Origin of the sequence: Marinobacter halodurans, assembly GCF_004327985.1 — a bacterium.
Taxonomy (GTDB): domain Bacteria; phylum Pseudomonadota; class Gammaproteobacteria; order Pseudomonadales; family Oleiphilaceae; genus Marinobacter_A; species Marinobacter_A halodurans.
Window position 1 is genome coordinate 105,645 of the sequence record NZ_SJDL01000003.1, and the last position, 26,347, is coordinate 131,991.

The 26,347-nt window shown below is 63.1% G+C and carries 24 protein-coding genes; 14 read left to right on the forward strand and 10 right to left on the reverse strand.

Annotation, left to right across the window (positions count from 1 at the left end; all coding sequences use genetic code 11):
- Positions 1 to 61 precede the first annotated feature (61 nt).
- Positions 62 to 757: a TetR/AcrR family transcriptional regulator gene (locus tag EZI54_RS02870; protein ID WP_131478842.1), complete on the forward strand. Its 696-nt coding sequence runs from the start codon at positions 62 to 64 to the stop codon at positions 755 to 757.
- Between the two features lie 167 nt (positions 758 to 924).
- Here the strand turns inward: EZI54_RS02870 and yihA are convergent, their stop codons facing one another.
- Positions 925 to 1,587 (reverse strand): ribosome biogenesis GTP-binding protein YihA/YsxC, encoded by a 663-nt coding sequence (gene yihA, locus EZI54_RS02875; protein ID WP_242674326.1) that lies wholly within the window; start codon positions 1,585 to 1,587, stop codon positions 925 to 927.
- Between the two features lie 273 nt (positions 1,588 to 1,860).
- On the opposite strand from yihA, the gene EZI54_RS02880 reads away from it, so the two are divergent.
- The 3 genes from EZI54_RS02880 (at position 1,861) to EZI54_RS02890 (ending at position 4,208) form a co-directional block, all read left to right on the forward strand.
- The gene (locus EZI54_RS02880; protein WP_131478846.1) at positions 1,861 to 2,475 is read left to right on the forward strand and encodes a c-type cytochrome; all 615 of its coding nucleotides are present in this window, start codon (positions 1,861 to 1,863) and stop codon (positions 2,473 to 2,475) included.
- A 195-nt stretch (positions 2,476 to 2,670) separates the two neighbouring features.
- The gene (locus tag EZI54_RS02885) at positions 2,671 to 3,303 is read left to right on the forward strand and encodes a thiol:disulfide interchange protein DsbA/DsbL (RefSeq protein WP_131478848.1); all 633 of its coding nucleotides are present in this window, start codon (positions 2,671 to 2,673) and stop codon (positions 3,301 to 3,303) included.
- A gap of 35 nt (positions 3,304 to 3,338) precedes the next feature.
- Positions 3,339 to 4,208: an endonuclease/exonuclease/phosphatase family protein gene (locus EZI54_RS02890; RefSeq protein ID WP_131478850.1), complete on the forward strand. Its 870-nt coding sequence runs from the start codon at positions 3,339 to 3,341 to the stop codon at positions 4,206 to 4,208.
- 91 nt (positions 4,209 to 4,299) lie between these two features.
- On the opposite strand, the gene rpmG is transcribed toward EZI54_RS02890, so the two are convergent.
- The 3 genes from rpmG to radC form a co-directional block, all read right to left on the reverse strand.
- Entirely contained in the window at positions 4,300 to 4,455 is a 156-nt protein-coding gene (rpmG, locus tag EZI54_RS02895; RefSeq protein WP_123635181.1) for a 50S ribosomal protein L33, read from the reverse strand.
- Between the two features lie 11 nt (positions 4,456 to 4,466).
- Positions 4,467 to 4,703, reverse strand: coding sequence for a 50S ribosomal protein L28 (gene rpmB, locus EZI54_RS02900; protein WP_092020087.1), 237 nt, complete (start codon positions 4,701 to 4,703; stop codon positions 4,467 to 4,469).
- Positions 4,704 to 4,912: 209 nt separating this feature from the next.
- Positions 4,913 to 5,590: a RadC family protein gene (radC, locus tag EZI54_RS02905; RefSeq protein WP_131478852.1), complete on the reverse strand. Its 678-nt coding sequence runs from the start codon at positions 5,588 to 5,590 to the stop codon at positions 4,913 to 4,915.
- A gap of 230 nt (positions 5,591 to 5,820) precedes the next feature.
- Between radC and coaBC the strand changes: the two genes are divergently transcribed.
- The 4 genes from coaBC to argB all read left to right on the forward strand — a co-directional run bounded on the left by coaBC (position 5,821) and on the right by argB (position 11,256).
- The gene (coaBC, locus tag EZI54_RS02910) at positions 5,821 to 7,032 is read left to right on the forward strand and encodes a bifunctional phosphopantothenoylcysteine decarboxylase/phosphopantothenate--cysteine ligase CoaBC (RefSeq protein WP_131478854.1); all 1,212 of its coding nucleotides are present in this window, start codon (positions 5,821 to 5,823) and stop codon (positions 7,030 to 7,032) included.
- A gap of 25 nt (positions 7,033 to 7,057) precedes the next feature.
- On the forward strand, positions 7,058 to 7,519 hold the full coding sequence (gene dut / locus EZI54_RS02915) for a dUTP diphosphatase (protein ID WP_131478856.1): 462 nt from the start codon (positions 7,058 to 7,060) through the stop codon (positions 7,517 to 7,519).
- 66 nt (positions 7,520 to 7,585) lie between these two features.
- Entirely contained in the window at positions 7,586 to 10,234 is a 2,649-nt protein-coding gene (locus tag EZI54_RS25265) for a phosphomannomutase/phosphoglucomutase (RefSeq protein ID WP_131478858.1), read from the forward strand.
- 125 nt (positions 10,235 to 10,359) lie between these two features.
- Positions 10,360 to 11,256: an acetylglutamate kinase gene (gene argB, locus EZI54_RS02925; RefSeq protein WP_131478860.1), complete on the forward strand. Its 897-nt coding sequence runs from the start codon at positions 10,360 to 10,362 to the stop codon at positions 11,254 to 11,256.
- A 10-nt stretch (positions 11,257 to 11,266) separates the two neighbouring features.
- Here argB and EZI54_RS24340 read toward each other — a convergent pair whose 3' ends face one another.
- Positions 11,267 to 11,704 carry a PilZ domain-containing protein gene (locus tag EZI54_RS24340; RefSeq protein WP_165495658.1) on the reverse strand — a complete coding sequence of 146 codons (438 nt, stop codon included), beginning with the start codon at positions 11,702 to 11,704 and terminating at the stop codon, positions 11,267 to 11,269.
- A gap of 259 nt (positions 11,705 to 11,963) precedes the next feature.
- Between EZI54_RS24340 and EZI54_RS02935 the strand changes: the two genes are divergently transcribed.
- The 3 genes from EZI54_RS02935 to argA are packed head-to-tail and all read left to right on the forward strand — an operon-like array spanning position 11,964 to position 15,839.
- Entirely contained in the window at positions 11,964 to 13,343 is a 1,380-nt protein-coding gene (locus tag EZI54_RS02935) for an acetylornithine deacetylase (protein ID WP_131478864.1), read from the forward strand.
- Positions 13,318 to 14,502, forward strand: coding sequence for an acetylornithine deacetylase (argE, locus tag EZI54_RS02940; protein WP_131478866.1), 1,185 nt, complete (start codon positions 13,318 to 13,320; stop codon positions 14,500 to 14,502). The genes EZI54_RS02935 and argE overlap by 26 nt, the downstream gene beginning before the upstream one ends.
- Positions 14,503 to 14,531: 29 nt before the next feature.
- Positions 14,532 to 15,839, forward strand: coding sequence for an amino-acid N-acetyltransferase (argA, locus tag EZI54_RS02945; RefSeq protein WP_131478868.1), 1,308 nt, complete (start codon positions 14,532 to 14,534; stop codon positions 15,837 to 15,839).
- Here argA and EZI54_RS02950 read toward each other — a convergent pair.
- Positions 15,836 to 16,933 (reverse strand): aminopeptidase, encoded by a 1,098-nt coding sequence (locus EZI54_RS02950; RefSeq protein ID WP_131478870.1) that lies wholly within the window; start codon positions 16,931 to 16,933, stop codon positions 15,836 to 15,838. The two genes, argA and EZI54_RS02950, sit on opposite strands and share 4 nt — an antisense overlap.
- A gap of 209 nt (positions 16,934 to 17,142) precedes the next feature.
- On the opposite strand from EZI54_RS02950, the gene EZI54_RS02955 reads away from it, so the two are divergent.
- A complete protein-coding gene (locus tag EZI54_RS02955; RefSeq protein ID WP_131478872.1) occupies positions 17,143 to 20,910 on the forward strand; it encodes a DUF1631 family protein in 3,768 nt (1,255 codons plus the stop codon).
- A gap of 150 nt (positions 20,911 to 21,060) precedes the next feature.
- Positions 21,061 to 21,927, forward strand: coding sequence for a phosphoribulokinase (locus EZI54_RS02960; protein ID WP_131478874.1), 867 nt, complete (start codon positions 21,061 to 21,063; stop codon positions 21,925 to 21,927).
- 296 nt (positions 21,928 to 22,223) lie between these two features.
- Here EZI54_RS02960 and EZI54_RS02965 read toward each other — a convergent pair whose 3' ends face one another.
- From EZI54_RS02965 to EZI54_RS02980, 4 genes are all read right to left on the reverse strand, one after another.
- Positions 22,224 to 23,069: a pirin family protein gene (locus EZI54_RS02965; RefSeq protein ID WP_131478876.1), complete on the reverse strand. Its 846-nt coding sequence runs from the start codon at positions 23,067 to 23,069 to the stop codon at positions 22,224 to 22,226.
- A 38-nt stretch (positions 23,070 to 23,107) separates the two neighbouring features.
- A complete protein-coding gene (locus EZI54_RS02970) occupies positions 23,108 to 23,710 on the reverse strand; it encodes an FMN-dependent NADH-azoreductase (protein WP_131478878.1) in 603 nt (200 codons plus the stop codon).
- A gap of 154 nt (positions 23,711 to 23,864) precedes the next feature.
- Positions 23,865 to 24,653, reverse strand: coding sequence for an adenosylmethionine decarboxylase (gene speD, locus EZI54_RS02975; RefSeq protein WP_131478880.1), 789 nt, complete (start codon positions 24,651 to 24,653; stop codon positions 23,865 to 23,867).
- Positions 24,654 to 24,934: 281 nt separating this feature from the next.
- On the reverse strand, positions 24,935 to 25,357 hold the full coding sequence (locus tag EZI54_RS02980) for an OsmC family protein (protein WP_131478882.1): 423 nt from the start codon (positions 25,355 to 25,357) through the stop codon (positions 24,935 to 24,937).
- Positions 25,358 to 25,680: 323 nt separating this feature from the next.
- On the opposite strand from EZI54_RS02980, the gene crp reads away from it, so the two are divergent.
- Entirely contained in the window at positions 25,681 to 26,322 is a 642-nt protein-coding gene (gene crp / locus EZI54_RS02985) for a cAMP-activated global transcriptional regulator CRP (protein ID WP_004579976.1), read from the forward strand.
- Positions 26,323 to 26,347 lie beyond the last annotated feature (25 nt).

Below are 26,347 nucleotides of genomic sequence, written 5' to 3' on the forward strand. Positions count from 1 at the left end.
TGCGGCATAGCATGAGTGCCGAAAAACCAGTGCGTTCCATACACAACAATTAGCCTGCTTCATGAAAACACGCGACAAGATTCTGTTAACCAGCCTGGACCTGTTCAACGAGCGGGGTGAACGCAACACCACCACCAATCACATCGCAGCACACCTGGGCATATCGCCGGGCAATCTCTATTACCACTTCCGCAACAAGTCGGACATCATTTACGAGATCTTCCAGGAGTACGAAAAACTGGTGGATTACTACCTGGAAATCCCGCAGGACCGGCCCCTGGGGCTGGACGACATGATGTTCTACCTGGAGTCGGTGTTCGACGGGCTCTGGAGCTACCGTTTCCTGCACCGGGACCTGGAGTTCCTGCTCGGTAACGACGCGCGCCTGCGGGAGGACTACCGCCAGTTCACCGGCCGCTGCCTGGCCTCGATCAAGCAGATCTTCTCCGGCTTGACCGACGGTGGGTTGTTCGAGGCCCAGGCCGACGAGCTGAAAGACGCCATGTCGCTCAACGTCTGGCTGGTGATTACCAACTGGATGGCTTTCCTGAAAACGGCCCATGCCGGCGACAGTACCGACAGCATCACCAAGGACCAGCTCAAGCAGGGAATATTCCAGGTGCTGACCCTGGAGATGCCCTACCTGCGGGACGCCTACCGCGAAGAGGTGATGTCGATCCGGGAGCGCTATCGGCCGGAACTCATCGGTACCGGTGACGAGGACAGCGTGTTGTCCGGGTTTTCACGGATGAGATAGGTGCAGATCGCAAGGAACTAACGGGAGAACATCCGGTCTCAGTTATCGGACGTGGACCAGAACGGATTACTGGTTGCGTCTTCCTGAGCGCCAAGCTCAGGTTTTAGCTGAAAGCAAAACCCTGACGTTCTCCCGGCTCCTGCAAGCCGGGAGCTTTTTTTGTCGGCTCACGGGGCCACCGTCAGAGGTTGTTCCTGCGCTTCCAGCCAGTCCGTCAACGCGTTCCGCGCCTGGTCCAGCCCCTGTTTCTTCAGGGCCGAGAACTGAATCAGGTGTTCCAGGCAGTCCACGCCTTCCAGCGCTTTGCGAATCTTCAACATCGCCTGTTTGGCCTGTCCCGACTTCAGCTTGTCCGCCTTGGTGGCCAGGATCATCAGCGGCAACTGGCTCTGCTCGCACCACTCGATCATCATGCGGTCAAAATCCTGCAGCGGGTGGCGGATGTCCATCACCAGCACCAGGCCACGCAGGCTCTCGCGGCGGGACAGGTAGTCGTCCAGGTGCTTCTGCCAGTCCTCCTGCATCTCTTTCGCCACCTTGGCGTAGCCATAGCCCGGCAGGTCCACCAGCCGGCAGCCCGGACGGTTGAGCGAGAAGAAGTTGATCAGCCGGGTGCGCCCCGGGGTCTTACTGGTGCGTGCCAGTTTGCTGTTGACCGTGATGGCATTGATGGCGCTGGATTTGCCGGCGTTGGATCGCCCGGCGAAGGCGACCTCGCTGCCATCGTCCGGCGGACATTCCGACACCCGGGAGGCGCTGGTCAGGAAGCGGGCGCTGTTATAGGCAATGGGCTTGAGCTCGGGGGCGTCGGGAGAAACGGAGTCAGACACGATCAGAAAGGTTCCGGTCATTGGTTCATGGACGGGTGGACCGCTTTCGGTGGTTCAGGTTCGTTAGCATCACTATTGAATTGAACGGTGCGGTTCCAGCAACTAATGTATAGTATCACACCAGTTCAGCGGGAACGGCGGAGGCTGGCACTCTGCCGGAAGTGCTGCTATTACAAGAAGCTAAGGAGCCTTTTGGGGCGTTCTGGCCACAGGGGCTCGCAGGGCGCTTGCAGAAGCGCCACAGGACTTCCTGATTGAGAGAGCGGGGCGAGCATGAAGAAACGGATCACAGGCATCGTTCTGGGCCTCGGCATGGCCCTGGCGACTGCGGCGCATGGCGCCGGTGACCCCAAGGCCGGCCAGTCCAATGCGGCAGTCTGTGCCGGATGCCACGGCCAGAACGGCGCACAGCCCGTGCAGCCGGTCTATCCCAAGCTGGCGGGACTGGGTGAAACCTACCTGTACAAGCAGTTACAGCACATCAAGGCGGGTGAGCGCCAGATCCCGGAGATGACGGGGCTGCTTGCCAATTTTTCGGACCAGGACCTGCTGGACCTGGCGACCTACTTCGACCAGCAGCAGACGCCGATCGGCAAGGCCAACCCGGATCTGGTAAAGAAGGGTGAGCAGCTCTATCGGGGGGGGAACCTCGCCAGTGGCGTGCCCGCCTGCGCCGGGTGTCACAACCCGCAGGGGCTGGGCAACGAGCCGGGCGGTTTTCCCCGCCTGAGCGGCCAGCATCCGGATTACGTCGTCAAGCAGCTCAAGGCCTACCGTGCCGGCGATCGCAGCACTGGTTCCATGAGCCAGATCATGATGGATGTCGCCTCGGGCCTCACCGAGGAGGAAATGGAAGCCGTGGCCAGTTACGTCTCCGGCCTGCACTGACAGGCATCGGTTGACCACCGCTACCGGGACCCTCGCCACGGCGGGGGTTTTTCATTTCCGGCGCCGACGTTGCGTGACCCCGGCTCAGCCGTAATAATGCCCTCGACTTCATCGGTCCGTGCCTGCGGTACCGGACGAACTTTTCCGCGGGTCTGTGGTCTCAAGCCCCTGCGACGACAACTACAGGAGTGAATAATGTCGACATTCTGGAAAGGCTGGCTTTGCGCACTGCTTCTCCTGCCGCTGGCGGCGACCGCCCAGGCGGCACAGTGGCAGGAAGGTCAGGATTACGAGCGGCTGAGCTCGCCGCTGCCCACCCAAAATCCCGACCATATCGAAGTCACCGAAGTTTTCTGGTATGGCTGCCCCCACTGTTACGCGTTCAAACCCCTGATTGAAGACTGGGCCTCGAAGAAGGCGGACGACGTCGATTTCGTGCTGGTGCCGGCAGCCCTGGGTCAACTCTGGGATGTCCACGCCCGCGCTTTCTTCACCACCAAGGCCATGGGGGTGTTCGACAAGACCCACGATCTGCTGTTTGACGCCCTGGCACGGGATCACAAGCGTCTCACCAGCGGCGAGAAAATCGCCGATTTCCTGGCCGACCACGGTGTGGACAGGGATGACTTCATGAAGACGTTCAACAGCTTCGGCGTGAATGCCAAGATGCAGCAGGCGGAAGCCTATGTCCGGGGTGCACGGATCACCGGTGTTCCGACTATCATTGTGAATGGGAAATACAAAGTCAGTGCATCGATGGCCGGCAATCATGAGAACATGATCAAGGTGATCGATTACCTGGTCGACAAGGAGCGTAACGCGCAGTAACGCCTTGTCGCAGGCGGCTCGAAGGTCAGCAGGGCATGTACGAGCGAATCCGCAAACAGTTCAACGAGTTGCTCGGTAATACGCCGGTACGGGGTACCACTGTGGGTGCCTGTTCCGGCACCGATCACGTGCCTGATTTCGAGCCGCACCGGCACATTCGCCTGCTGACCTACAACATCCAGGTCGGCATCAGCACCTCCTCCTACCACCATTATTTCACCCGCAGCTGGCAGCACATCCTGCCCCACCGCCGGCGTATCGAGAATCTGGACAAGATTTCCCAACTCCTGCGCAACTACGACGTGGTGGCACTGCAGGAGTGTGACGGCGGCAGTCTGCGCAGCGGGTTTATCAACCAGGTGCAGTACCTGGCCGAGGCCAGCGGCATTCCCTACTGGTACCAGCAGCTCAACCGCAACCTGGGGCGGCTGGCCCAGCACAGCAATGGGCTGCTCAGCCGCTTTCGCCCGCTGGATGTGACCGAACACAAGCTGCCGGGACTGATTCCCGGACGGGGGGCCATCGTGGCCCGCTACGGCGATCCCGGGGACCCGCTGGTGCTGGTGATGATGCACCTGTCCCTCAGCGCCCAGGCCCAGAACCGGCAATTGGGTTTCATCCGCGACCTGATCAGCGAATACCAGCATGTGGTGCTGATGGGGGATATGAACAATCACGCCGAACAACTGCTGGGTAACACGCCACTGTCGGAAACGGACCTGGTGCCGCTACCGGAGACCGCCCACAGTTTTCCCAGCTGGCGGCCCGAGCGGGCGCTGGACCATATCCTGGTGAGTCCGTCGCTGGAAATCCGCCGCGCCGAAGTGATCAACCACCCGGTCTCGGACCACCTGCCCATCGCCATGGACATTGCCCTGCCGTCCGGTTACGTTGCGAAGTTCTGAGGCGTTCATCGGACGCGCCCTGATTCATACGGGCACAAAAAAGCCGACGGTCACCTGGTGAGCGTCGGCTTTTCCTGGAAGCGGATCAGAATTACTTGATCTTGGCTTCCTTGTAGGCAACGTGCTTGCGAACAACCGGATCGTACTTCTTGATCTCGATTTTCTCAGGCGTGTTGCGCTTGTTCTTGTGGGTCGTGTAGAAGTGACCCGTACCTGCAGATGATACCAGCTTGATCTTTTCGCGCATGATGCGGCTCCTTATACCTTCTCGCCGCGGGCACGGAGGTCGGCCAGCACAGCGTCAATGCCTTTTTTGTCGATGATACGCATACCCTTGGTAGACACGCGCAGCTTAACAAAGCGCTTTTCGGATTCTACCCAGAAGCGATGGTTCTGCAGATTCGGCAGAAAACGACGCTTGGTGTGGTTCATCGCGTGAGAAACGTTATTACCGGTGACCGGTCGCTTACCGGTAACCTGACAGACTCTGGACATGTTTGCCTCCGACCTGAGCTCTTAAGTCCTGAAATACAGAATTCGTTATTTCGCGCCTCTGGGTGCTCGCCAGACGCCGCCAGAAAGGGACGCTTTTATACCAGAACGACCAGCCCAACGCAAAAAATTGTTGGGAATTTGGCCAGTTTTTTCGGGCATCACTCATAAGGCCCCGTCAAACAGGCTCGAACGGCGGTATTTGGGCGACCTCACATGAGGCCGCGTTCGGCCAGCGACACCACCTCACCATGCCCGACCACCATGTGATCCAGCACCCGGATGTCGACCAGTTGCAGGGCTTCGGACAACCGGCGGGTCAGGCTGATGTCCGCCTGGCTGGGCTCGGCCACGCCGGAGGGGTGATTATGGGCGAAAATCACCGCCGCTGCATTATGGTCCAGCGCCTGGCGGATCACTTCCCGGGGGTAGACGGCGGCACCGTCGATGGTCCCCCGGAACAACTCTTCGTAACGGATGATGCGGTGGCGGTTGTCGAGGAACAGGCCGGCAAAGACTTCGTGGGGGTAATGGCCCAGCCGGCTGCTGAGGTACCGGCGGGTATCGTCCGGTGAACGCAGCGGATCGCCCTGGTGCAGGGGCGCGTCCAGGACCCGCCGGGCCATCTCCATGGCCGCCTGGACCTGCGCGTACTTGGCCGTGCCCAGGCCATGGATCTGGCAGAAACGGTTGGCCGAGGCCGTCATCAGTTCCCGCAGGCTGCCGAATTCGGCCAGCAACGCGCGTGACAGGTCCATCACCGGCTGGCCGGCCGTGCCGGTGCGCAGGAAAATGGCCAGCAGTTCGGCGTCGCTGAGGCTGTCTGCGCCGTGTTTGAGCAGGCGCTCCCGTGGCCGTTCGTCCGTCGGCCAGGCGGTGGTTGTGGTCATCCCGATTCCCTCCGGGTTAGTTCGCCCTTGGTTCGCGCCCGTCCCGCCCGATTGTCAGGTGGTCGATCCGCAGGCGGCGTGGCTTCCTTTATTGATAGACACAGATGGCGAATCCGTTTCCGCCGGGCAGCTTACCACGGCTGCCGGACTGTCGGGAGGGTGGCTGTGGTGCTATCTTATGGCGTTCACGGTGGCCCCGTTGTGTGAACCGGAAAGAGATGGGAGAGGGCATGGCGCAGAAAAACATTCTGCTGGGCGTTACGGGCGGTATTGCCGCGTACAAGAGCGCCGAACTGGTGCGGTTGCTGAAAAAGGCCGGACATGCGGTGCAGGTGGTGATGACGCACGGCGCCGAAGCCTTCATGGCGCCGCTGACCTTCCAGGCCCTCAGTGGTGAGCCGGTACGGACGTCGTTGCTGGATCCCGAGGCGGAAGCTGGCATGGGCCATATCGAGCTGGCCAGGTGGGCCGATGTGGTGATGGTGGCGCCCGCCTCCGCCGACTTCATGGCCCGTCTGGCCCAGGGCATGGCGGACGATCTGCTGACGACGGTGTGCTGTGCCACGACGGCGCCGATCATCCTGGCCCCCGCCATGAACCAGGCCATGTGGGGCAATGGCCGGACCCAGCGCAACGCCCGTCTGCTGGCGGACGATCCGCAGGTGGAACTTTGGGGGCCGGATGCCGGCGACCAGGCCTGCGGCGACGTGGGACCGGGGCGGATGCTGGAGCCGGATGCCCTGGCCGGTCGCCTGCTGGACCGGCTGGATGGCCCGAAGCCCCTGGCCGGCAAGCGTGTGGTGATCACCGCCGGCCCCACCCGGGAGCCGATCGATCCGGTGCGTTATATCACCAACCACAGCTCCGGCAAGATGGGCTACGCCCTGGCCGGCGCAGCCCGTGACGCCGGTGCTGACGTGGTACTGGTCAGCGGGCCGGTCACGCTGGATTGCCCGCCGGGGGTGCGCCGTGAGTCGGTGAACACCGCCGAAGAGATGCTGCAGGCCGCTGAGGCCGCCGTCGAGGCCGGCTGTGACCTGTTCATTGCCACCGCCGCGGTGGCCGATTACCGACCCGAGACCTGTGCCGGCGACAAGATCAAGAAGTCCCGTGGCAGCATGAGCCTGGCGCTGGTGCGCAACCCGGACACGTTGGCCACCATCGCCGCCCGCGCTGACAAACCCTTTACCGTCGGCTTCGCCGCCGAAACCCGGGACGTCGAGCACTATGCCCGGGACAAGATGGCCCGCAAGCAGCTTGATATGATCGTTGCCAACGACGTCTCGCGTCCGGGCCTGGGTTTCAACAGCGATCACAATGCCGTCACCGTGTTCTGGCAGACTGGCAGCCGGACGTTCGAGCCGGCCAGCAAGCCGGCCCTGGCCCGCGACCTGCTTACGCTGATCGCACAACAGGCGTTCCCTTTGGACGCCAACGTTTAACGAACGACAGATTAAGGTGTACTGAATGACCCGACAGACCTTCCAGGTCCGCATCCTCGACGAACGCATCGGCCGCGACATCCCGATGCCCACCTACGCTACCGAAGGCTCTGCCGGCCTGGACCTGCGGGCGTGCCTGGACGAGCCGCTGACGCTGGAACCCGGCGACACCAGCCTGCTGAAGACCGGCCTGGCGCTGCACATCGGCGACCCGTCGCTGGCCGCGATGATCCTGCCCCGATCCGGGTTGGGGCACAAGCACGGCATCGTGCTGGGGAACCTGGTGGGCCTGATCGATTCCGACTACCAGGGCGAGCTGATGGTGTCCTGCTGGAACCGCGGGCAGACCACATTCACGATCGAGCCCGGCGAGCGGGTCGCCCAACTGGTGCTGGTGCCGGTGGTGCAGGGGGATTTCGAGATCGTCGCCGATTTTGACGAGAGCCTTCGCGGGGACGGTGGATTCGGCTCGACCGGGACCGCCTGAGTTCGCTGGTCGCGACGGCGATCTATACTGGCTACATCAGGATTCAAGAAGAACAATGGGATAACTATGAAGCTTGGCAAGAAGAAGACCCCAGAAGCCGAGAACGAGGCAGCGCAGCCCAGGGAAAAAAGCAAGAAGGCCAGCAACTCCAAGGCAGGTAACGGCCCCAAGCTGAAAGGTCTGGCCAGCGTTGCCGGCCAGCAGGCCGCGGTCGTGCTGCTGGCGGGGATCGCTGCAGCGGCGCTGCTTTATTACCTGGTCCTGATACCGGCCCATTCGGAGCGTCAATCCCTGCGCGCCGAACACGTGGCCGACATGGCCAGGGAGCGCATCGATCAGCGCCTGGCGATACTGGAACAGGTTGTTACCGGGTATGCCCGTCAGAGCCATGTGCGCCAGGCACTGAGCGATCCTGCCGCGATGCCGCAGGTCGTCGGTGACCTGAAGCAGATGCTGCCCGGGACCCGGGCGTCGTTCCTGTTCCCCTATGGCGGGATCAACCGCCGGCCCGGTCAGGGCTTCGAGCTGAGTTTCGTCAACCTGGACCTGGCCAAGCAGGCCGAGTCCGGTCGTGAGGTCCATCCCGATGCGTTCCCGCGGGACGGCCAGTGGTACATCCAGTTTGCCGCGCCAATCACCGATCCCGGCAGCCATGCGGTCAAGGGCACCTTGCTGGTGGTGTTCGACCCGTCCGTGATGACGCCGGCCCTGGCCGTGAACGATGCTGAACTGGGCGGCCGTCTGGAGTTGGTGCAGAGCGTATCCGGCAGCAGCAAGACGGTGGTGGCCAGTGGCAGCGGCGGCGGTCAGGCGATCAGCCGGACCCTGTCGTCGCCCAACTGGTCGGTCGAATTCAAACCCCAGCGCGATCTGCCCCCCCTGGTGGATCCGCTCCTGGCCCTGATTGTTGTGGTGGTACCGTCGGTGATCGCCATGATCCTGGTCTGGGTGCTGCTGGGGCGGGCCCGATCCGATCTGCGCCGCGATGCGGCCAGGCTGATCCAGTGGGCCCACAAGGCATTCGCCGGCGAACGGATCAAGGCGCCGCCCTACACGTGGGATCTGGTGGCCACGATCGGTGAAGTCCTGGGCCGCCTGGCGCAGGCGGTGGACAAGCGCATCGCCAAGGCCGATGAAACGGCCCGGCAGGCGACCCGCAAGGCCGCGCCGGCGACCGGGCAGAGCAAGGCCAAAGCCAAGGCCAAGAGCAGTGAAGAACCGCTGTTCGAGGACAACGACATGCTCGATATCGATATGTTGGACAGCGACGAGGATGTGCTGGGCCTCGGCGGCGGCAAGGGTGAGGATCCCTTCTCGGTGGAGGAGGCGCCGGCGGTTTCCGTCGAGATTTCCCCGTCCATCTTCCGCGCCTACGACATCCGCGGCATTGTCGGTGAAACCCTCGACGGCCAGGTGGTGCACGAAATCGGCCGCGCCATCGGCAGCGAGGCCCAGAGCCGCCAGGTGACCGACATCTGCATCGGCTACGACGGCCGCCATTCCAGCCCGGAACTGGCGGATGCGCTGGCCCGCGGCATCATGAGTACCGGCTGTAACGTCATCAACATCGGCGCCGTGCCGACCCCGGTGCTGTATTTCGCCACCCACGAACTGGGCACCGGTTCCGGCGTCATGGTGACCGGCAGCCACAATCCGGCCAACTACAACGGCCTGAAGATGATGCTGGCCCAGGACACCCTGTCCGGTGACGACATCGAGAAGCTGTATACCCGTATCCAGACCGGCGACCTGGTCCAGGGTCAGGGGCAGTATTCCGAACAGGACGTGCGCCGGCCCTACCTGGATCGCATCGTCGGCGACATCGCCGTGGCGGCACCGCTGCGGGTGGTGCTGGATGCCGGCAATGGCATCGCCGGCGAGCTGGCGCCGATCCTGGTGGAGGAACTGGGTTGTGAGGTGATACCGCTGTTCTGCGAGGTGGACGGCAACTTCCCCAACCACCATCCGGATCCGGGCAAGCCCGAGAACCTGACGAGCCTGATCGAGAAAGTGAAGTCCGAGAGGGCCGATATCGGCCTGGCCTTCGACGGCGACGGTGACCGCCTGGGTGTGGTCACCAACACCGGCAAGGTCATCTGGCCGGATCGCCTGCTGATGCTGTTTGCCCGGGACGTGGTCTCGCGCAATCCCGGTTCGGATATCCTCTATGACGTGAAATGCACGCGCCGGCTGGCGTCGGTGATCAACGAGGCGGGCGGCCGCCCGATCATGTGGAAAACCGGCCACTCCCTGATGAAGGCCAAAATGAAGGAAACCGGTGCCCTGCTGGCCGGGGAAATGTCTGGCCACATCTTCTTCAAGGAGCGCTGGATGGGCTTCGACGACGGCCTGTACGCCGCCGCCCGCCTGTTGGAGATCCTGGGGGTGGAAGACCGGGACAGCGACGACGTCTTTGCCGAATTCCCCGAGGACATCAGCACCCCGGAGCTGAACGTCACCGTCACTGACGAGAACAAGTTCGGCATTGTCGACAAGCTCAGTGCCGAGGGCGAATTCGGCGACGGCAGCGTGTCCAACATCGACGGCGTGCGGGTGGACTATCCGGACGGCTGGGGCCTGTGCCGGGCGTCCAACACCACGCCGGTACTGGTGCTGCGCTTCGAGGCGGAAACCGGCGAGGCGCTGGAACGCATCAAGACGGTGTTCCGCGAGCAGTTGCTGAAGGTCGCGCCGGACGTCGTCCCCGAGTTCTGATCGGCTGCCCGGCTGCGGACCCATTGCGTCGCCGCAGCCGGGGTTTACAATAGTGCCCTACAAACCCTGTGACGCCGGCCGATAAGCGCCGGCGCATTCCCCGCAGCGCAAGAAGGTTGATTTCCATGGCATTGGATCGTGATACCGCAATGCAGGTGGCCTCGGTACTGAGCAAGGGCCTGCCCTACATCCAGCGTTTTACCGGCAAGACCGTGGTGGTCAAGTACGGCGGCAATGCCATGGAGAACGATGACCTGAAAAGCAGCTTCGCCCGGGACATGGTGCTGATGAAGACCGTCGGCATCAATCCGATCGTGGTCCACGGTGGCGGCCCGCAGATCGGCGACCTGCTGGAGCGGCTCAACATCAACGCCCGGTTCGTCAACGGCATGCGCGTGACGGACAGTGAGACCATGGACGTGGTGGAAATGGTCCTGGGCGGCCAGGTCAACAAGCAAATCGTCTCGCTGATCAACCAGCACGGTGGCACCGCCATCGGCCTGACCGGTAAGGACGCGAACCTGATCCGGGCGCGCAAGCTGGAAGTGGTCGACCGCTCGCCGGAAGTGACCCGCACCGAGATCATCGACATCGGCCACGTGGGCGAGGTGGAGTCCGTCAATACGGAAGTCATCAACCTGCTGACCCGCAGCAATGTGATTCCGGTGATTGCGCCCATCGGTGTCGGCCGCGACGGCACGTCCTACAACATCAACGCCGACCTGGTGGCCGGCAAGGTGGCCGAAGCGCTGGACGCCGAGAAGCTGATCTTGCTGACCAACGTGTCCGGCCTGAAAAGCAAGGAGGGTAAGGTCCTGACCGGCCTGAAGGCCAAGCAGGTCAACGACCTGATCGAGGACGGCACCATTCACGGCGGCATGTTGCCCAAGATCCGCTGTGCGCTGAGCGCCGTGGAGAATGGTGTGGCTACCTCGCACATCATCGATGGCCGGGTCGCCCACGCCACGTTGCTGGAAATTTTTACCGATGAGGGCGTGGGGACGCTGATCTCCCGCAACTGACCGGTTCGGCCTACTCGTCGGACCAATCGCCCTGGGCAAACTGGTGGGCGTAACGGTCGATCCATTCCCGCGCGGCCTGCTCGATGGTCAGGTCGCGCCCCTCCCGGACCCGCATATCCCGTCGGTACTGCTCAATCTGGCAGATCTGCTCGACCATCCGCACCTGGTAGGCGTCGCCCGGACTGTAGAAGGCGATACCGATTTCGAAGTCGCCGTCTTTGGGTTCGCACCAGACCACCTGGCCTCGCACATGGAGCGGATTGGGGCAGCAGCGGATGATCAGGTCCACCTCCTGATCCCGCGAGTAGGGCACGGGGGACGAGAAGGACAAGCCGCCACGGCTGAGGTTACGGACGGCACCGGCGCAGACGGAATGGCTGGCCGGGGAGACTTCCAGGGGAATGTCGGCGGGATGCCGGATGTAGGCGCGTTCGTTATTGTGCCTCATGGACAGAGTCCGTCCTGTGTCGCGTTGATGACGGCAAAACCGGTGTACCGAAAAGCCACGGCATTCCCTGTCACATCGATCCGGGTTTTTTGAGCGATTCCCTTGCCAAAGTATAGGACCTGGGACAGTCTGGTGTCTTGTGTCTCTGGTGTGAATAGGATGATGGCGCCTCTGGTATATGCAGAACCGACTCCGGCACCCGACCTGTGCGGAGACGGGCCGGGCATGGATCAAAGGCTCCCAGGAAAGAGTAGTCGGCATGAAAAAGCTGTTGTTGTCCCTCGTTTGTCTTCTCCTACTGGCTTATGTCGGATTCAAGGGGGCTGCCTGGTACCAGGTGCACAGCCTGCTGGAGCGGGCCCACGATGCGTTGGAAGAGCAGGGCGTCCTCACCTGGGGACGGATCGGTTCCAGTTTGTCGGGCCATGTGTCGGTCTACGACCTCGAATTCCAGCCTTTCCTGTTGACCCAGCCGGTGCGCGCCACTCGTGTGACCTTCTCGGCGGATGCCGTCCCGGAGCTGCTGGATGCCCTGAGCGGTGGTCCCCTGCCGGGGCACTGGACGCTGCGGGCCGAGAACCTGCGCCTGCAGCTGGCGTCGCCACTGCTGCGGGACTGGGTGGGGCCGCGTAATGCCGCCATTAGCGCCGGCCTGATCAACATCCCGTGCGGCCATGGATCGCTGGGCCTGGCGAGCCTGATGTCCCTCGGCATCGGGCAGGTGGCCGGCGACCTGAAGGTGGAGCAGGACAACATGCTGGATGACGCCGGTGGCCTCAATGTCGATATCCAGGCCGGTAAGCTGGGCAGTGCCGACATCCGGCTGCCGGGCCTGCGCCTGGATCGCACGCTGGACGAGGGCGGCAGCCTGCAGGATTACAGTGGCCCGGTGGCCGTGGAACTGCGTGACGGGGGCTTCATGCGCCGCCTGGCCGCTTACTGCGCCCGGGCGGCGGATATCGGTCCGGAAGAGTGGGCTGAACAGGCGACCCGGACGTTCAGCGAGCAATTGCAGGCGACCGGTTACCAGCCCAGCGACCAGCTCAGGGCGCTCTACAAGGTCTGGCTGCGTGACGGGGGCGAGCTGAAAGCGACATTGACCGCCGGCGAGCCACTACTGGGCCTGCCCGAACGTGACCGGCCGGCGGGCAAGGGGCCGGTCGACCCCAACATTGGCGGTTTTGACGTGTTCTACAATGGCGCTCGGGTGCCGGACCTGTTCGTTCGCTACCTGCCGCCGGCGCCGGTCCAGCCGGTTGTGGCCAACGGGGCAACTGCCCCGGAGGATGGTGACGGGACCGACAGCGCAGCCTTCCGGCCGGCCGACCCCGAACAGGCGGCCCGCTGGCCGGACCGTCGGGTCCGGGTGACGCTGAAAAGCGGCCGGGTGGTGGATGGCCGCCTTTCCGGCGTGACGGATAGCCAGCTTGAGGTCACGCGCCTGGTGGATGGCGGCGAGGTCGCCTATCCACTGGCCCGGTCAGCCATTACACTGTTTGAAGTATGGCGTCGTACGGGCGATGCCGGTATCGAGCCGGCGCCCGAGACCGAGGGCGCGTCACCGCTCCACGCGGTGGCGCCGACGACCACCGATGATGCCGGGAATACACCCTATGACAGCGACCAGAGCCAGCAGTGAATCGAATGTGCCGGGCATCCAGGGGATGCTCGAACGCCTGATTTCGATCCCGTCGATCAGCAGTGCCTCGCCGGAATGGGACCACAGCAACGAGGCCGTGGTGAACACCCTGGCGGAATGGCTGGAGCCGCTGGGCTTTGCGGTCGAGATCATGCCGGTGCCGGGTATGCCCGGCAAGTTCAACCTGATCGCCACGCTGGGCAGCGGACCGGGCGGGCTGGTGCTTTCGGGCCACACCGATACCGTGCCGTTCGACGACCAGCGCTGGCAAAGCGACCCGTTCACCCTCACCGAGCGGGATAACCGCTGGTACGGCCTGGGAACCTGCGATATGAAGGGGTTCTTCGCGTTGGTGATCGACGCCGTCCGGGGGATGGCCGACCAGCCCTTGCGCCAACCCCTGATTGTGCTGGCCACTGCCGACGAGGAAAGTTCCATGAACGGCGCCCGGGCGCTGGCCGAAGCCGGACGACCCAAAGGCCGCTATGCGGTGATCGGCGAGCCTACCGGACTGAAGCCGGTGCGCATGCACAAGGGCATCATGATGGAGCGGCTGGTGTTCGAAGGGCAGTCCGGGCACTCGTCGGACCCCGCGCTGGGCCGCAACGCGATGGAAGGCATGCACGCCGCCATCGGCCAGTTGCTGGCCCTGCGCAGCGACTGGCAGGCGCGCTATCACAACCCCAACTTCAAGGTGGAAATCCCCACCCTGAACCTGGGCTGCATCCACGGTGGCGATAACCCGAACCGGATCTGCGCCAACTGTGAGTTGCATTTCGACCTGCGGCCCCTGCCGGGAATGGATATGGCGGCCCTGCGTCAGGCCATTCTGGACAAGGTCGAGCCGGAAGCCCGCAGTCGCGAACTGGGCCTGCGTTTCGAGCCGCTGTTCGACGGTGTGCCGCCGTTTGAGACGGCCGCGGATGCCGAACTGGTGAAAACCTGTGAGCGACTAACCGGCCACACCGCCGAGGCGGTGGCGTTTGCCACCGAGGCGCCCTGGCTGCAGAAGCTGGGCATGGAAACCCTGGTGATGGGGCCGGGCCACATCGACCAGGCGCACCAGCCGGACGAATACCTGGACCTGTCCCAGGTAAAGCCGGCGGTGGACATCCTCAGTCGTCTGGTCCGGCATTTCTGCCTGGATGACACTGAATAGACCGTACATGACATTGGGAGACAACGCGTTTGAAATCGAATGACTGGCTGCACGGATTTCGCCATTCATCCCCTTACATCAATGCCCACCGGGGGCGAACCGTTGTCCTGACCCTGGGCGGGGAAGCGCTCGCCCATGAGAACCTGATCAACATCATCCACGACATCACCCTGCTGAGCAGTCTGGGGATCAAGCTGGTGGTGACCTTCGGCGCACGTCCACAGATCCAGCAGCGGTTCGACCAGGCGGGCCTGGACTCCCGTTTCCACGACGGCCTGCGGGTGACACTGGAGGACCAGCTGCCGCTGGTGATGGAAGCGGTCGGCGCCCTGCGTGCCCACCTGGAAAGCCGTCTGTCCATGGGGCTGATCAACTCGCCCATGCACGGCGCCCGCATCCGCGTCAGCAGTGGCAACCTGGTCACGGCGCGGCCGGTGGGGGTGCTCAACGGCGTGGATTTCGGCTATACCGGCCGGGTACGGCGGGTCGACGTGGAAGGCATCGAGACCCTGCTGCGGCTGGGTCATATCGTGCTGCTGCCGCCGCTCGGCTACTCGCCGACCGGGGATGTGTTCAACCTGTCCTACGAGGACGTCGCCAGCCAGGTGGCCTCGGCACTCAAGGCCGAGAAGCTGATCATCTTCACTGGCGAAGACGGCGTACTCGACGAGTCCGGCCAGCTGATCCGCGAACTGACCGTGCGCCAGGCCCGGGAACGGCTGGCGGACGGCGACCTGGAAGGCCACGCCGCCGACCTGTTGCGAGCCGCCTGCGAGGCCTGCGTGCGCGGCGTGCGGCGCAGCCAGATCATCAGCTACACCCGCGACGGCGCGGTATTGCAGGAACTGTTCACCCGGGACGGTTCCGGCACCCTGGTCAGCGACGACAACTACGAGCAGATCCGCGGGGCCCGGGTGGAAGACATCGGCGGCATCCTGGAGCTGATCCAGCCGCTGGAAGAACAGGGCATCCTGGTCCGCCGGTCCCGCGAGCTGCTGGAAACGGAGGTCGACCGCTACACGGTGGTGGAACGGGACGGCACCATCGTGGGTTGCGCGGCGCTCTACGAGTACCCGGCGGAGAAGGCGGGCGAGCTGTCCTGCTTTGCCGTCGATCCCTCCTACCGGCGGGCCGGTCGGGGTGACGACATCCTCGCGGTGGTCGAGCGCAACGCACGCAGCCGGGGTCTGGAGCGCCTGTTCGTGCTCACCACCCAGACCGAGCACTGGTTCCGCGAGCGCGGCTTCGAACCCTCCAGCGTCCAGTCGCTGCCGGGCCCCAAACTGGCCAGCTATAACACCCAGCGTAATTCCAAGGTGTTCGTCAAACGACTTTAGTGCCCGGTCTGATGGCCCCCTGATTCGGCCACCGCCGGCTGCCAGCGCTGGTCGAGGGCGTCGAGCTGGTCCCGGCGGGACGCCCCGGACGCATCCGCCAGGGCCTGCACCCGCCGATAGAACGCATGAAAGTCCCCGTGGCTGTCCGCCAGCAACTGGCGGAAGGCCGGCACGTCGCTGTTGTATTGCCGGAACAGACCCAGGACCGCATTGTTGACGTGCGCGATCACCCCGCCCAGCGGACCCGGTTCCGGCCAACCCGCCTCGAGCTGACGGTACGCCGCTTTGAGGTCACCCAGCAGGGCGGCCTTGCGGGCCCGCATGGCCCCTTCCGCCATCTCGTGCCGGGCATACAGGGCTTTCAGCTGGTCGGCCGTCTTCTCGATCAGCGCCAGCGTCTGGGCCCGCCGCTCCAGCCGCGCCTGGGCCTGCTGATACTTGTCCGGCTGCCCGGTCGCCCTGAGCCAGCGCTTCAACCCCTCCAACTGCACGGCCGTGGCGAAGCTCTCGTTGAAGCGGGTATCGCCGGCGACGTAGACCTGCTTGTGGGCCAGTTCGTGGAAGATCAGTTCCACCATCCGGTCGTCCGGCAGGCGGGTAAAGCCCGAGTGGATGGGATCGTCGAACCAGCCCAGGGTGGAGTAGGCGGTCACACCGCCAATGAACGTGTCGTCGCCTTGCCGGATGAATCGCTTCTGTGCGGCGCGGGCGTCCTCCAGGTGGAAATAACCCCGGTAGGACTGGCAGCCGACGATCGGATAGCACCAGGTGTGTGGGTCCAGTGAGAATTCCGGTGCCACCATGAGGTTGTACACGACGTAGGGTTGATCCAGCGCGACGTAATCGGAGAAGGTGTCCCCTACGGGCAGGGCCAGTTCGTCCCGGGCAAAGTCGCGGGCCCGCTGGGCCAGCATCAGTTTATGGCGCAGCTCCGGGGTCGTTGCCGGGGCGTCCAGGACGTCCTCGATGGGTTCGCGCTGCCAGAGTAGGGACATCTGCCCGCTGGCGGCCTGCCGGTAGTAGTTGAACGCGTTGCAGCCGGACAGGCCAAAGATCAGTAGCAGAAATAGATAGATCTGGCTAAGCTTTCCCATGTTGAGTCCTGTTCGTAACGATCGACCGAGCCAGAGATGGCGCCGGTTTGTAAAAGCTTGTCAATGCGACCGGCAGGCCCCGTTCCAGACACTATAATGGATCATGGATCGACTGCTTCATGATGTGAAGCAGGAGCCGATGGCAGGCGGAGTATCCTACTCGGGCAGTCGGACGCCCCCTGCTTCTACTTTTGTATCTTAGGGATTTGATGGAACGACGCGCCAGTCCTCGCCGACCGATCAAACTTGCCGCGCAGTTGCAGGCCACCCCGGACCAGGCGTGGCCCTGCCAGATTGCGGACTTCTGCGCGGAAGGCCTGTTTATCCGGTTCTCCGCCGACACGGACCGCCGGGTCCGACGCGCCCTGTCCGAACAGTCGCCCGAGGAACTGGTTGTCCGTTTCCGCGGTGCCGACGGGCGCAGCTCCCATAGCCTGCATGTGCGAGTGGCCCGCATGATCGAAGGTGCCATTGGTGTGTCCTTCACCCGCTCCAATCCGGATGCGGTCAATGCCATGCTGACCCAGTGCAGCACTCACCGGGAACAGGAACGCGCCCATCTCAAGCCGCCCAGCGAACGGGTGCAGTTTGTCCTTCACCAGTGTGCCAGGACGGTGGTCCAGCATATCGAACCGTTGATGGCCGAATGCCTGCCGCGGATGGTCAGCGCCCTGAAGGAGGCGGCCCAGCACGCGGGGTCCGACCAGCAGGCTAACGAGCTGATGGACGCCTCCGGCCAGTTGGCGGCTCGTCAGCGCGCGGTCTGGCACCAGATGATGCTGGCCCTGGAATCGCCCCTCAAACCGGAACGTCAGGGGATGCCGGGCTCCGAGCTGTCCCTGGTGGACAAGGGCGAGTTCGAGGACTGGCTGACCATCAAGGTGATGGTGACCAAGGCCGATACCCTGTACCGGGGGGATCTGCTGCAGCTGCGCATGCGGCTGGACAAGCTGGGTGTGACCAACGCCACCGGGCACCATAATCCGCTGGGGCCTTCGCTGGTCTGCGAGGCGTTCCACGGCAGCCTGCAGCACCTGAAGGTGAGTCGCGAGGTGGAGAAGGTCTGCCTGCGTATCTTCGAGCAGGCTGTGCTCAAGGCGCTGGGGCCCCTGTACCAGGAACTCAACCGGATCCTGATCCGCCATGGCATCCTGCCGGATCTCGACCTGAGCAAGTACCTGAGCGACCGCGCGCCCCGCCAGGACGATGCCCAGCCCAAACCGGCTCCGCCGCCAACGCCCGAGTCCAGGCCTGAGGCCGGCGCGGCAGCACCTGAGGGCACTGCCGGACGGGAACCCGCGGCGCCTGGGACGGAGCGATCCCGCGCCGGTACGGACAGCTTCCGCAGCCATTCCCAGAGCGCCCAGAATGCATTCGCGACGGTTCGCAACCTGTTGGCCACTCTCAGCGCCAGTCGTCTGGAGCGCGGTGACCGGCAACCCCTGCCGTTTCCGGCCAACGCCCGGCCATTGTCGGCCGGCGAATTCCAGCGCGAACTGCAGGGGCTGCAACGGATCCAGGCCGAGGCGCCGGAGTCCGAACCGGCCGAATCCCTGCGCGAGCGCGTGGTGGAGCAGGTCAGGGCTTCGGGGGAAGTCGGTCTTGACGAACAGCAGCAGGAGTCGCTGGACGTGGTGGACCGGTTCTTCCGCAGCGTGACCGACAGTCCGCGCCTGAACGACTCGGCGCGGCGTCAGTTACGCCAGTTGGAAGTGCCGGTGCTGAAAGTGGTGTTGCGGGACAGAGCCTTCTTCGATGATCAGGCCAGCCCGGTGCGTGGCGTGATGAACCGCCTCGCCCAGCTCGGGGTGAAAGGCGGGCGGCTCAACCCGGTGGTCCAGCGCCGGGTGGATGAGATGATCCAGCGCATCGTGACCGAATTCGAGCAGGACACCCGGGTATTCGAGACCATCCAGGGTGACCTCGACAACCTGATTGAACGTCAGAACCTGGTCTACCGGCGCAACGTCGAGCGGGTCACTGCGGCGGCGGAAGGGGCGCAGAAGGTTTCCGAAGCCAAACGGGCGGTCAGCGAACTGCTGGATCAGCGTCTCGGCGGTAAAAGGGTGCCCAAGGCGGTGGTCAGCCTGCTCAATGGCGGCTGGCGGGATCTGCTCTCGCTGACCTGGATTCGCCAGGGGGCGGACAGCCCGTTGTGGCAGGATTACCTGTCGGTCCTCGATTCCCTGCTGGCCTATGGGGAGGACCCCGAGGCCAATGTCAATCTTCCGGATCTGCTGCGGGTGATCCAGGACGGGCTGGCGTCCATTTCCAGCAATCACATGCCGTCGGCACAGATCCGGGATGAGCTGAAAGCCTTCCTGGTCAAGCGCGGTGTCGAATCGTCGGAATGGGTGGATTTTCCCAAAGCCGAGACTCCGGAGCTGGCACCGGAGGACAAGGCCAGCGAGCGTCAGAAACGCAGCCTGCAACGCTGGATCGGCCGGGCCCAGCGACTGCAGCCCGGCGACTGGCTGCGCAACCAGGAAAATCCCAAAGAGCCATTCTATGTGCGCCTGGTCTGGATCGCGCGTGAGTCCAGCCGCTTCGTCTTCGTCAATCACCAGGGGATGCGGGTCGTCGAATTGGAACTGGAGCCGCTGGCGCGCCAGCTCCAGCAGGGTATCCTGGTACCGGACGGCCAGTACGAGCGGCCGTTGGTGGATGAGAGCATCGACCGCATGGTCAAGCAGGTTTACGACCAGCTGTCCTGGGTCTCCACCCACGACGAACTCACCGGCCTGCTGGCGCGGCGGGAATTCGAACGCCTCCTGGAGCAGCAACTGAGTCAGCCTTCGGATACGGCCCGGGCACTGGTGGAAATAGACTTGCGGCAATTCCGCCTGCTCAACGACACGGCTGGTTACAAGCGGGGCGACGACGCCCTGGCACGGGTTGCCGAGTGCCTGCGCCGCCATGTGTCAGAGGACCAGCCACTGGCGCGTCTCGGTGGCAATGAGTTTGCCTTCCTGTGCGGCGAAGACCAGGCGGAACGCCTGGCCAGGGGCATGATCGAAGACATCGAGGCGCTGGATCTCGGTTTCGACGGCCGCCATTACCGGGTCAGTGCCTGCGCTGGAATCGCGCCGGTGCTGCCGGCGCTGGTGACGGCCGAGCGTTGGCTGCGAGCAGCGGATGAAGCCACCAAGGAGGCCAAGCGCCAGGGTAATGGTAAGATCGCCACCTATCGCCTGGATTCGGAGGTGCAGTCGCAACAGGAGCAGATTGCCGCACGCATTGCCGGCCTGGGCAACCTGGACGACGAACAGGTGCTGCTGCGCTGCCAGAAGATCATCCCGCTGCACCCGGCAGCGCGCATGCCGACCCAGTATGAAATCCTGATCAGTATGTACGACGATGCCGGCAACCTGATCACGGCGGCCGAGTTCGTGCGCATGGCCGAGCGCTACAACCGGATGCAGGCGGTGGACCGCTGGGTCGTCGGCCATATGCTGGACACCCTGCGCGACAGCCGTTCCGGTGCCGGCAAGCTGGAGGGGGTGTGCATCAACTTGTCCGGCTATTCGCTCAACGACGAATCGCTGCTGGAATTCATCTACGAGAAGCTGAGCGAAAAAGACGCACCCATCGAACGCTTCTGGTTCGAGATCACCGAGGCGGCGGCGATCCACAACCTGCAGGAAGTGGCGGATTTCATGGCGGAGATGAAGGAACTGGGCTGCCGGTTCTGCCTGGGCAACTACGGCAGTGGGCCGACATCCTACCAGTATATGCGTGCCCTGCCGCTGGACCTGATCAAGCTCGATGGCGCCTTTACCCGCAACGTGACCCACAACGAGGCCGACCGGGCCATGGTCCGGTCCATGGTGGACATGGCCCACTACATGGGGCGGGAGGTGATCGCCTCGCAGGTGGAAGACCGGGGCACCCTGGATGCCCTGCGGGGGCAGGGTGTGGACTACGCCCAGGGCTACATCATCGAGAAACCCCAACTGCTGCATAACGTGCTGAGCTGACAGCGCGCTCCATCCCCGCTATGCTGCCCACCTTGGGCGTTGTCGAAAACGCACTGGTGCGGACATCGACCCGGCGTCGATAACACCCGGATTCCACAGACCTGTACAGGCCCGAGACGTCCCGCAGTGCGCTGCCGGGACCGGAGCGATATGTCAAAACGTCATCCCATTATTGCCGTTACCGGTTCGTCCGGCGCCGGTACCACGACCACCGGCCGGATCTTCAGCCGGATCTTCGCCAGCGAGGGCATCCGTGCCGCGCGGGTCAGCGGTGACAGCTTCCACCGTTACACCCGCGACCAGATGACGGTGCTTGCCGAGAAAGGCCGATACGGTCAACGCAACCACTTCTCCCTGGACGCCAACCATGTCGATCGCCTGGAAGGGCTGTTCTACGACTACAGCGTCAGTGGCAGCGGCCAGTACCGCACCTACGTGCACGACGAGGATCTGCACCTGATCCGCCAGGGGTACGAGCCGGGCACCTTCACGCCCTGGGCGCCGTTGCCGTCCGACACCGACCTGCTGTTTTACGAGGGGCTGCATGGCGGCATCGTCAGCGAGCACTACAATCTCGCCCAGTATGTCGACCTGCTGATCGGCGTGGTGCCCATCGTCAACCTGGAGTGGATGCAGAAGATCTACCGGGACACCAACGAGCGTGGCTATTCCCAGGAGGCGGTGGTCAAGACCATCATTAACCGGATGGACGCCTACGTCACCGACATCGTGCCCCAGTTCTCCCACACCCACGTGAACTTCCAGCGGGTGCCGATGGTGGATACCTCCAACCCGTTTGTAGTCCGTGAGGTGCCCAACGACGACGAGAGCCTGATCGTCATCCGCTTCCGCGATCACCGGGATATCGATTTCCCGTACCTGTTGCAGATGATTCCCAACAGCCACATGTCGCGGCACGACACGCTGGTGATTCCGGGGACCAAGTTGCCGCTGGCGATGGATTTGATCGTGCGGCCGATGGTGCTGGAGCTGATGGCGCACAAGCAGTTCGCATAGGGGGGAGGAGCGTCTGAGGCAACGAAGGGCTGCGTTGTGCAGTACTCGCTCGTTCACCTACCAGGTAGGTATGCCTCACTCGCTGTGTGCTGTACGCCTTGCCCTTCGTCGCCTCAGACGCTCCCGGAACTCACGATAGGGCAACAGGCCAATGCGCCTCCTTACTTCTCGTTCCCTGAATTTCTATGACGCACAAAAAGCGCACAGGTCGAAAACCTGTGCGCCAAGGGGGATCACGCAGGGTTCGTGATCGACCATGAGCGGTCAGGCGGTCAGGCGGTCAGGCGGTCAGGCGGTCAGGCGGTCAGGCGACCGTCGCGGTAGTCCTGCAACGCCTGTTCGATCTCCTCCCGGGTGTTCATCACGAACGGCCCGTACTGGACGATCGGTTCACCGATGGGCTTGCCGGCGATGAGCAGCAGTTGCGCGCCGTCTGCGCCGGCGGTGACGGTGATGCGGTCGCCGTCGCCCAGCACGTTGGCGGCGCTGCGCTGGAGAGCGGTGTCGCCCAGGCGGGCATCGCCTTCATACAGGTACAGCATCCCGTTGTGGCCTTCCGGCACCGGCAGCGTGACCTGCCCACCGGCGTCCAGGTGGATGTCGGCATAGATCGGCTGGGTGCTGCGGTCGGCGACGGCGCCGCGACGGTTTTCGCCGTCGATCGTGAGCTCACCGGCAATCAGCTTGATGCGGCCGCCATCGAAGGCAATGTCCGGGATCTGCTCCGGCTGGATGTCGCGGTAGCCGGCATCGGTCATCTTCTCCGCCGCGGGCAGGTTCAGCCACAGCTGGAAGCCGCGCATGATGCCTTCTTCCTGCTGGGGCATTTCCGAGTGGATGATGCCGCGGCCAGCGGTCATCCACTGCACGCCGCCGTTGCGCAGGTCGCCCCGGTTGCCCAGGTGATCTTCATGGAGCATGTGTCCCTCGATCATGTAGGTCACGGTCTCGAAACCCCGGTGCGGATGCGACGGGAAGCCGGCGATGTAATCCGCGGCGTCGGCCGAGCCGAACTCGTCCAGCATCAGGAAGGGGTCGAGCCGTACCGAGGGATGCTGGCCCAGCGACCGCTTGATGCGCACGCCAGCCCCGTCGGATGTCTCGGCACCCGGAATAACCTGTCTGAGGGTACGTTCTGTCATGACTGACCTCCTTCCGCGAGGGTAAAGGACGGCCTGGATCAGGCCGTCAGGGTTTCAATAGTACGCCCGGCTTCCTGCAGGGCACTCTCTTTCTTTTCGTCACCCATGTTCAGGCCCTCGGCGTAGACGAAATGCAGGTCGGTCAGACCCAGGAAGCCCAGGAACGAACGGATGTATGGCGTTTGCGAATCGTTCGGCGTGCCGGCATAGATACCGCCGCGAGCGGCCAGTACGTAAACCGGACGGTCTTCCAGCAGACCCACCGGGCCGTTTTCGGTATAGCGGAACGTCACTCCGGACCGGGCGATGTGGTCGAAGTAGGCCTTCAGGCCGGATGGGATACCGAAGTTGTACATCGGCACACCCATGACGATCACGTCCGCGCCCCTGATTTCCTGGATCAATGAATCTGAATAATCCACCACCTGCTGCTGGTCGCCATCGCGGTCATCGGCACCGGTCAGGAAGGCACCGAAACGGGATGCGTCCAGGTGCGGGACCGGCTCGGCGGCCAGGTCGCGATAGGTGGTCTGGATCTCGCCGTGGGTTTCACGGAGTTGATCCAGCGTGCGTTTGACCAGTTGGGATGACTGACCGTCCTGGCCAAAGATGCTTGCGGTAATGACAAGAATGTTTTTCATGTTCAATGCCTCCGGTGCGATGCGAAAGGTACGAGGCTATTGAACTGCGCGAGGGCAAAAGATGAAAACGGAGAATTCTGGAAGGTTTATTCAGAAAATTTGATGGATGAGGTCGCGCGCCCCGGAGGGCGCGGCATAACCGGTGTGGCGGCGCTTACTCCACGTTGCGGGAGTAGAAGATTTCCAGCATTTCCCGTTGCAGGCGCTCGGAGATGGACTGCGCTTCCTCCGGATCCAGGTCGCTGGCATTCACGCCGAACACGTAGTTGTCCAGGTTGAAGTTCTTGAGCTTCATCTTCGTGTGGAACAGGTTTTCCTGGTACACGTTGACGTCGATCATCTGGTACGCGTTCTGCGTATCCTCGCTCAGGTAGTTCTGGATCGAGTTGATGTCGTGGTCGATGTAGTGCTTCTTGCCGTTGACGTCGCGGGTAAAGCCCCGGACCCGGTAGTCCACCGTCACCACATCGGAATCGAAGCTGTGGATCAGGTAGTTCAGCACTTTCAGCGGTGAAATCAGGCCGCAGGTGGACACGTCGATATCGGCCCGGAAGGTGCTGATGCCCTCGTAGGGGTGGCTCTCCGGGTAGGTGTGGACGGTCACGTGGCTTTTGTCCAGGTGCGCCACGATGGCGTCCGGCAGCGGTCCCGGGGATTCTTCGTTGTCCGTGGAACCGCCGATCTCGTGCTCGGCGATCAGCATGGTGACCGACGCGCCGTGTGGCTCGTAGTCCTGACGCGCAATGTTGAGGATGTTGGCGCCGATGATCTTGACCACGTCCGACAGGATCTGGGTCAGGCGTTCGGCGTTGTACATCTCGTCGATGTAGTCGATGTACGCCTTGCGTTGCTCTTCGGTCCGCGCGTAACAGATGTCGTAGATATTAAAGCTCAGAGACTTGGTCAGGTTATTGAAACCATGCAGCTCAAGTTTGGTTTCCATCACAGCCCCCCCGGTTAAGGAGATGAATGACAGCGGACACAAGCGCAACTGTGCCGCCAAGGCCGCCACCGGTGTCTGACCAGGATTGCTCACCTTTTGCGCAGACCGGCGGAGAGGGAGCGTATTATGCCTATCCGGTCTGTGGATGGATAGATCGCCCGCCCCCTTTTTTGTAGCGGTTTCCCGCAGTCCGTTCCCGGGCCGTTCAGCACCCGGTGACGGTCATCAAACTGTCAGGAAAACAGTGTAGTACCTGTTTCGGTATTTCTTCGATTCGGCGTTCAATCCGCCTCACGGATCTCGTAATCGTGGGTGATTTCCACGCCGGCCTTTTCCAGCATGATGGAGGCCGAGCAGTACTTTTCGGCGGACAGCGCCACCGCACGTTTTACAAGATTTTCCTTCAGGTTACGGCCAGTCACGATAAAGTGAAGGTGGATGCGTGTGAACACGGCCGGTACCGCGTCGGCCCGCTCAGCGGACAACTCCGCGTGGCAGTCGGTGACGTCCTGGCGGGATTTCTGCAGGATGCTCATGACATCGAACGACGAGCAGCCACCCAGACCCATCAGCAGCAGCTCCATGGGCCGCGGGCCCTTGTTCTCGCCACCGTGATCCGGCGGGCCGTCAATCTGGACGCTGTGACCGGTGCCACTGGTGGCGCGGAAGCTGACACCGCCGGTCCAGTCGATGGTTGCTTTCATAGTTCGCTCTCCTGTGGATAAAGGCGCATGCTACCACAGCCGCGGCAACAGGCGAGCGATCGGGCATGCCCGGCGCAAGTGGCGGAAAGTCTGGACATTTGTTCTATACTCGAAGAGCAGCCCCATCGGGCCAAGTTGCCGGACCACAGCCTTCCTGTTATAAGTGGCTCGCCACTATCGGCATGCCGGCCGGATCGTCAGAGCAAAGACTCTGGACAGGGGAGATCCGGGCACACCGGGCAACATAACAACGATCAGCCCACATGGACGCTGGGTTATTACAACAACACCGGGATTGGCCATTAAGGAGGCACAACAGCATTATGGCAACTATTCTCAGACCGGTTGAGCAGAAGACCAAGCACCTCGACTATTTCCTGTCACAATGCCACCGCCGTCGTTATCCGGCGAAGAGCACCATTATCTACGCTGGCGACAAGAGTGATTCGCTGTTCTACATCGTCAAGGGTTCCGTCACGGTCATCATCGAAGACGACGACGGCCGCGAGATGATCATGGCGTACCTCAACGCTGGGGATTTCTTCGGCGAGATGGGGCTGTTCGACAACATGGATTCGCGCAGCGCCTGGGTCAAGGCCAAGACCGAGTGCGAAGTGGCGGAGATCAGCTATACCAAGTTCCGCGAGATCGCCCAGCAGGACCCGCGCGTGCTGTACTTCATCGGCGAGCAGATGGCCACGCGGCTGCGTCAGACCACCCGCAAGGTGGGCGACCTGGCGTTCCTCGACGTGACCGGTCGCGTGGCGCGCACGCTGCTGGACCTGTGCAAGGAGCCGGATGCCATGACCCATCCGGACGGCATGCAGATCAAGATCACCCGCCAGGAAATCGGCCGCATCGTCGGCTGCTCGCGGGAAATGGTCGGCCGCGTCCTCAAGACCCTGGAAGACCAGGGGCTGGTGCAGGTCAAAGGCAAGACCATGGTGGTGTACGGCACGCGGTAGCGCCGACCCATGGTTTTGGGAAAAA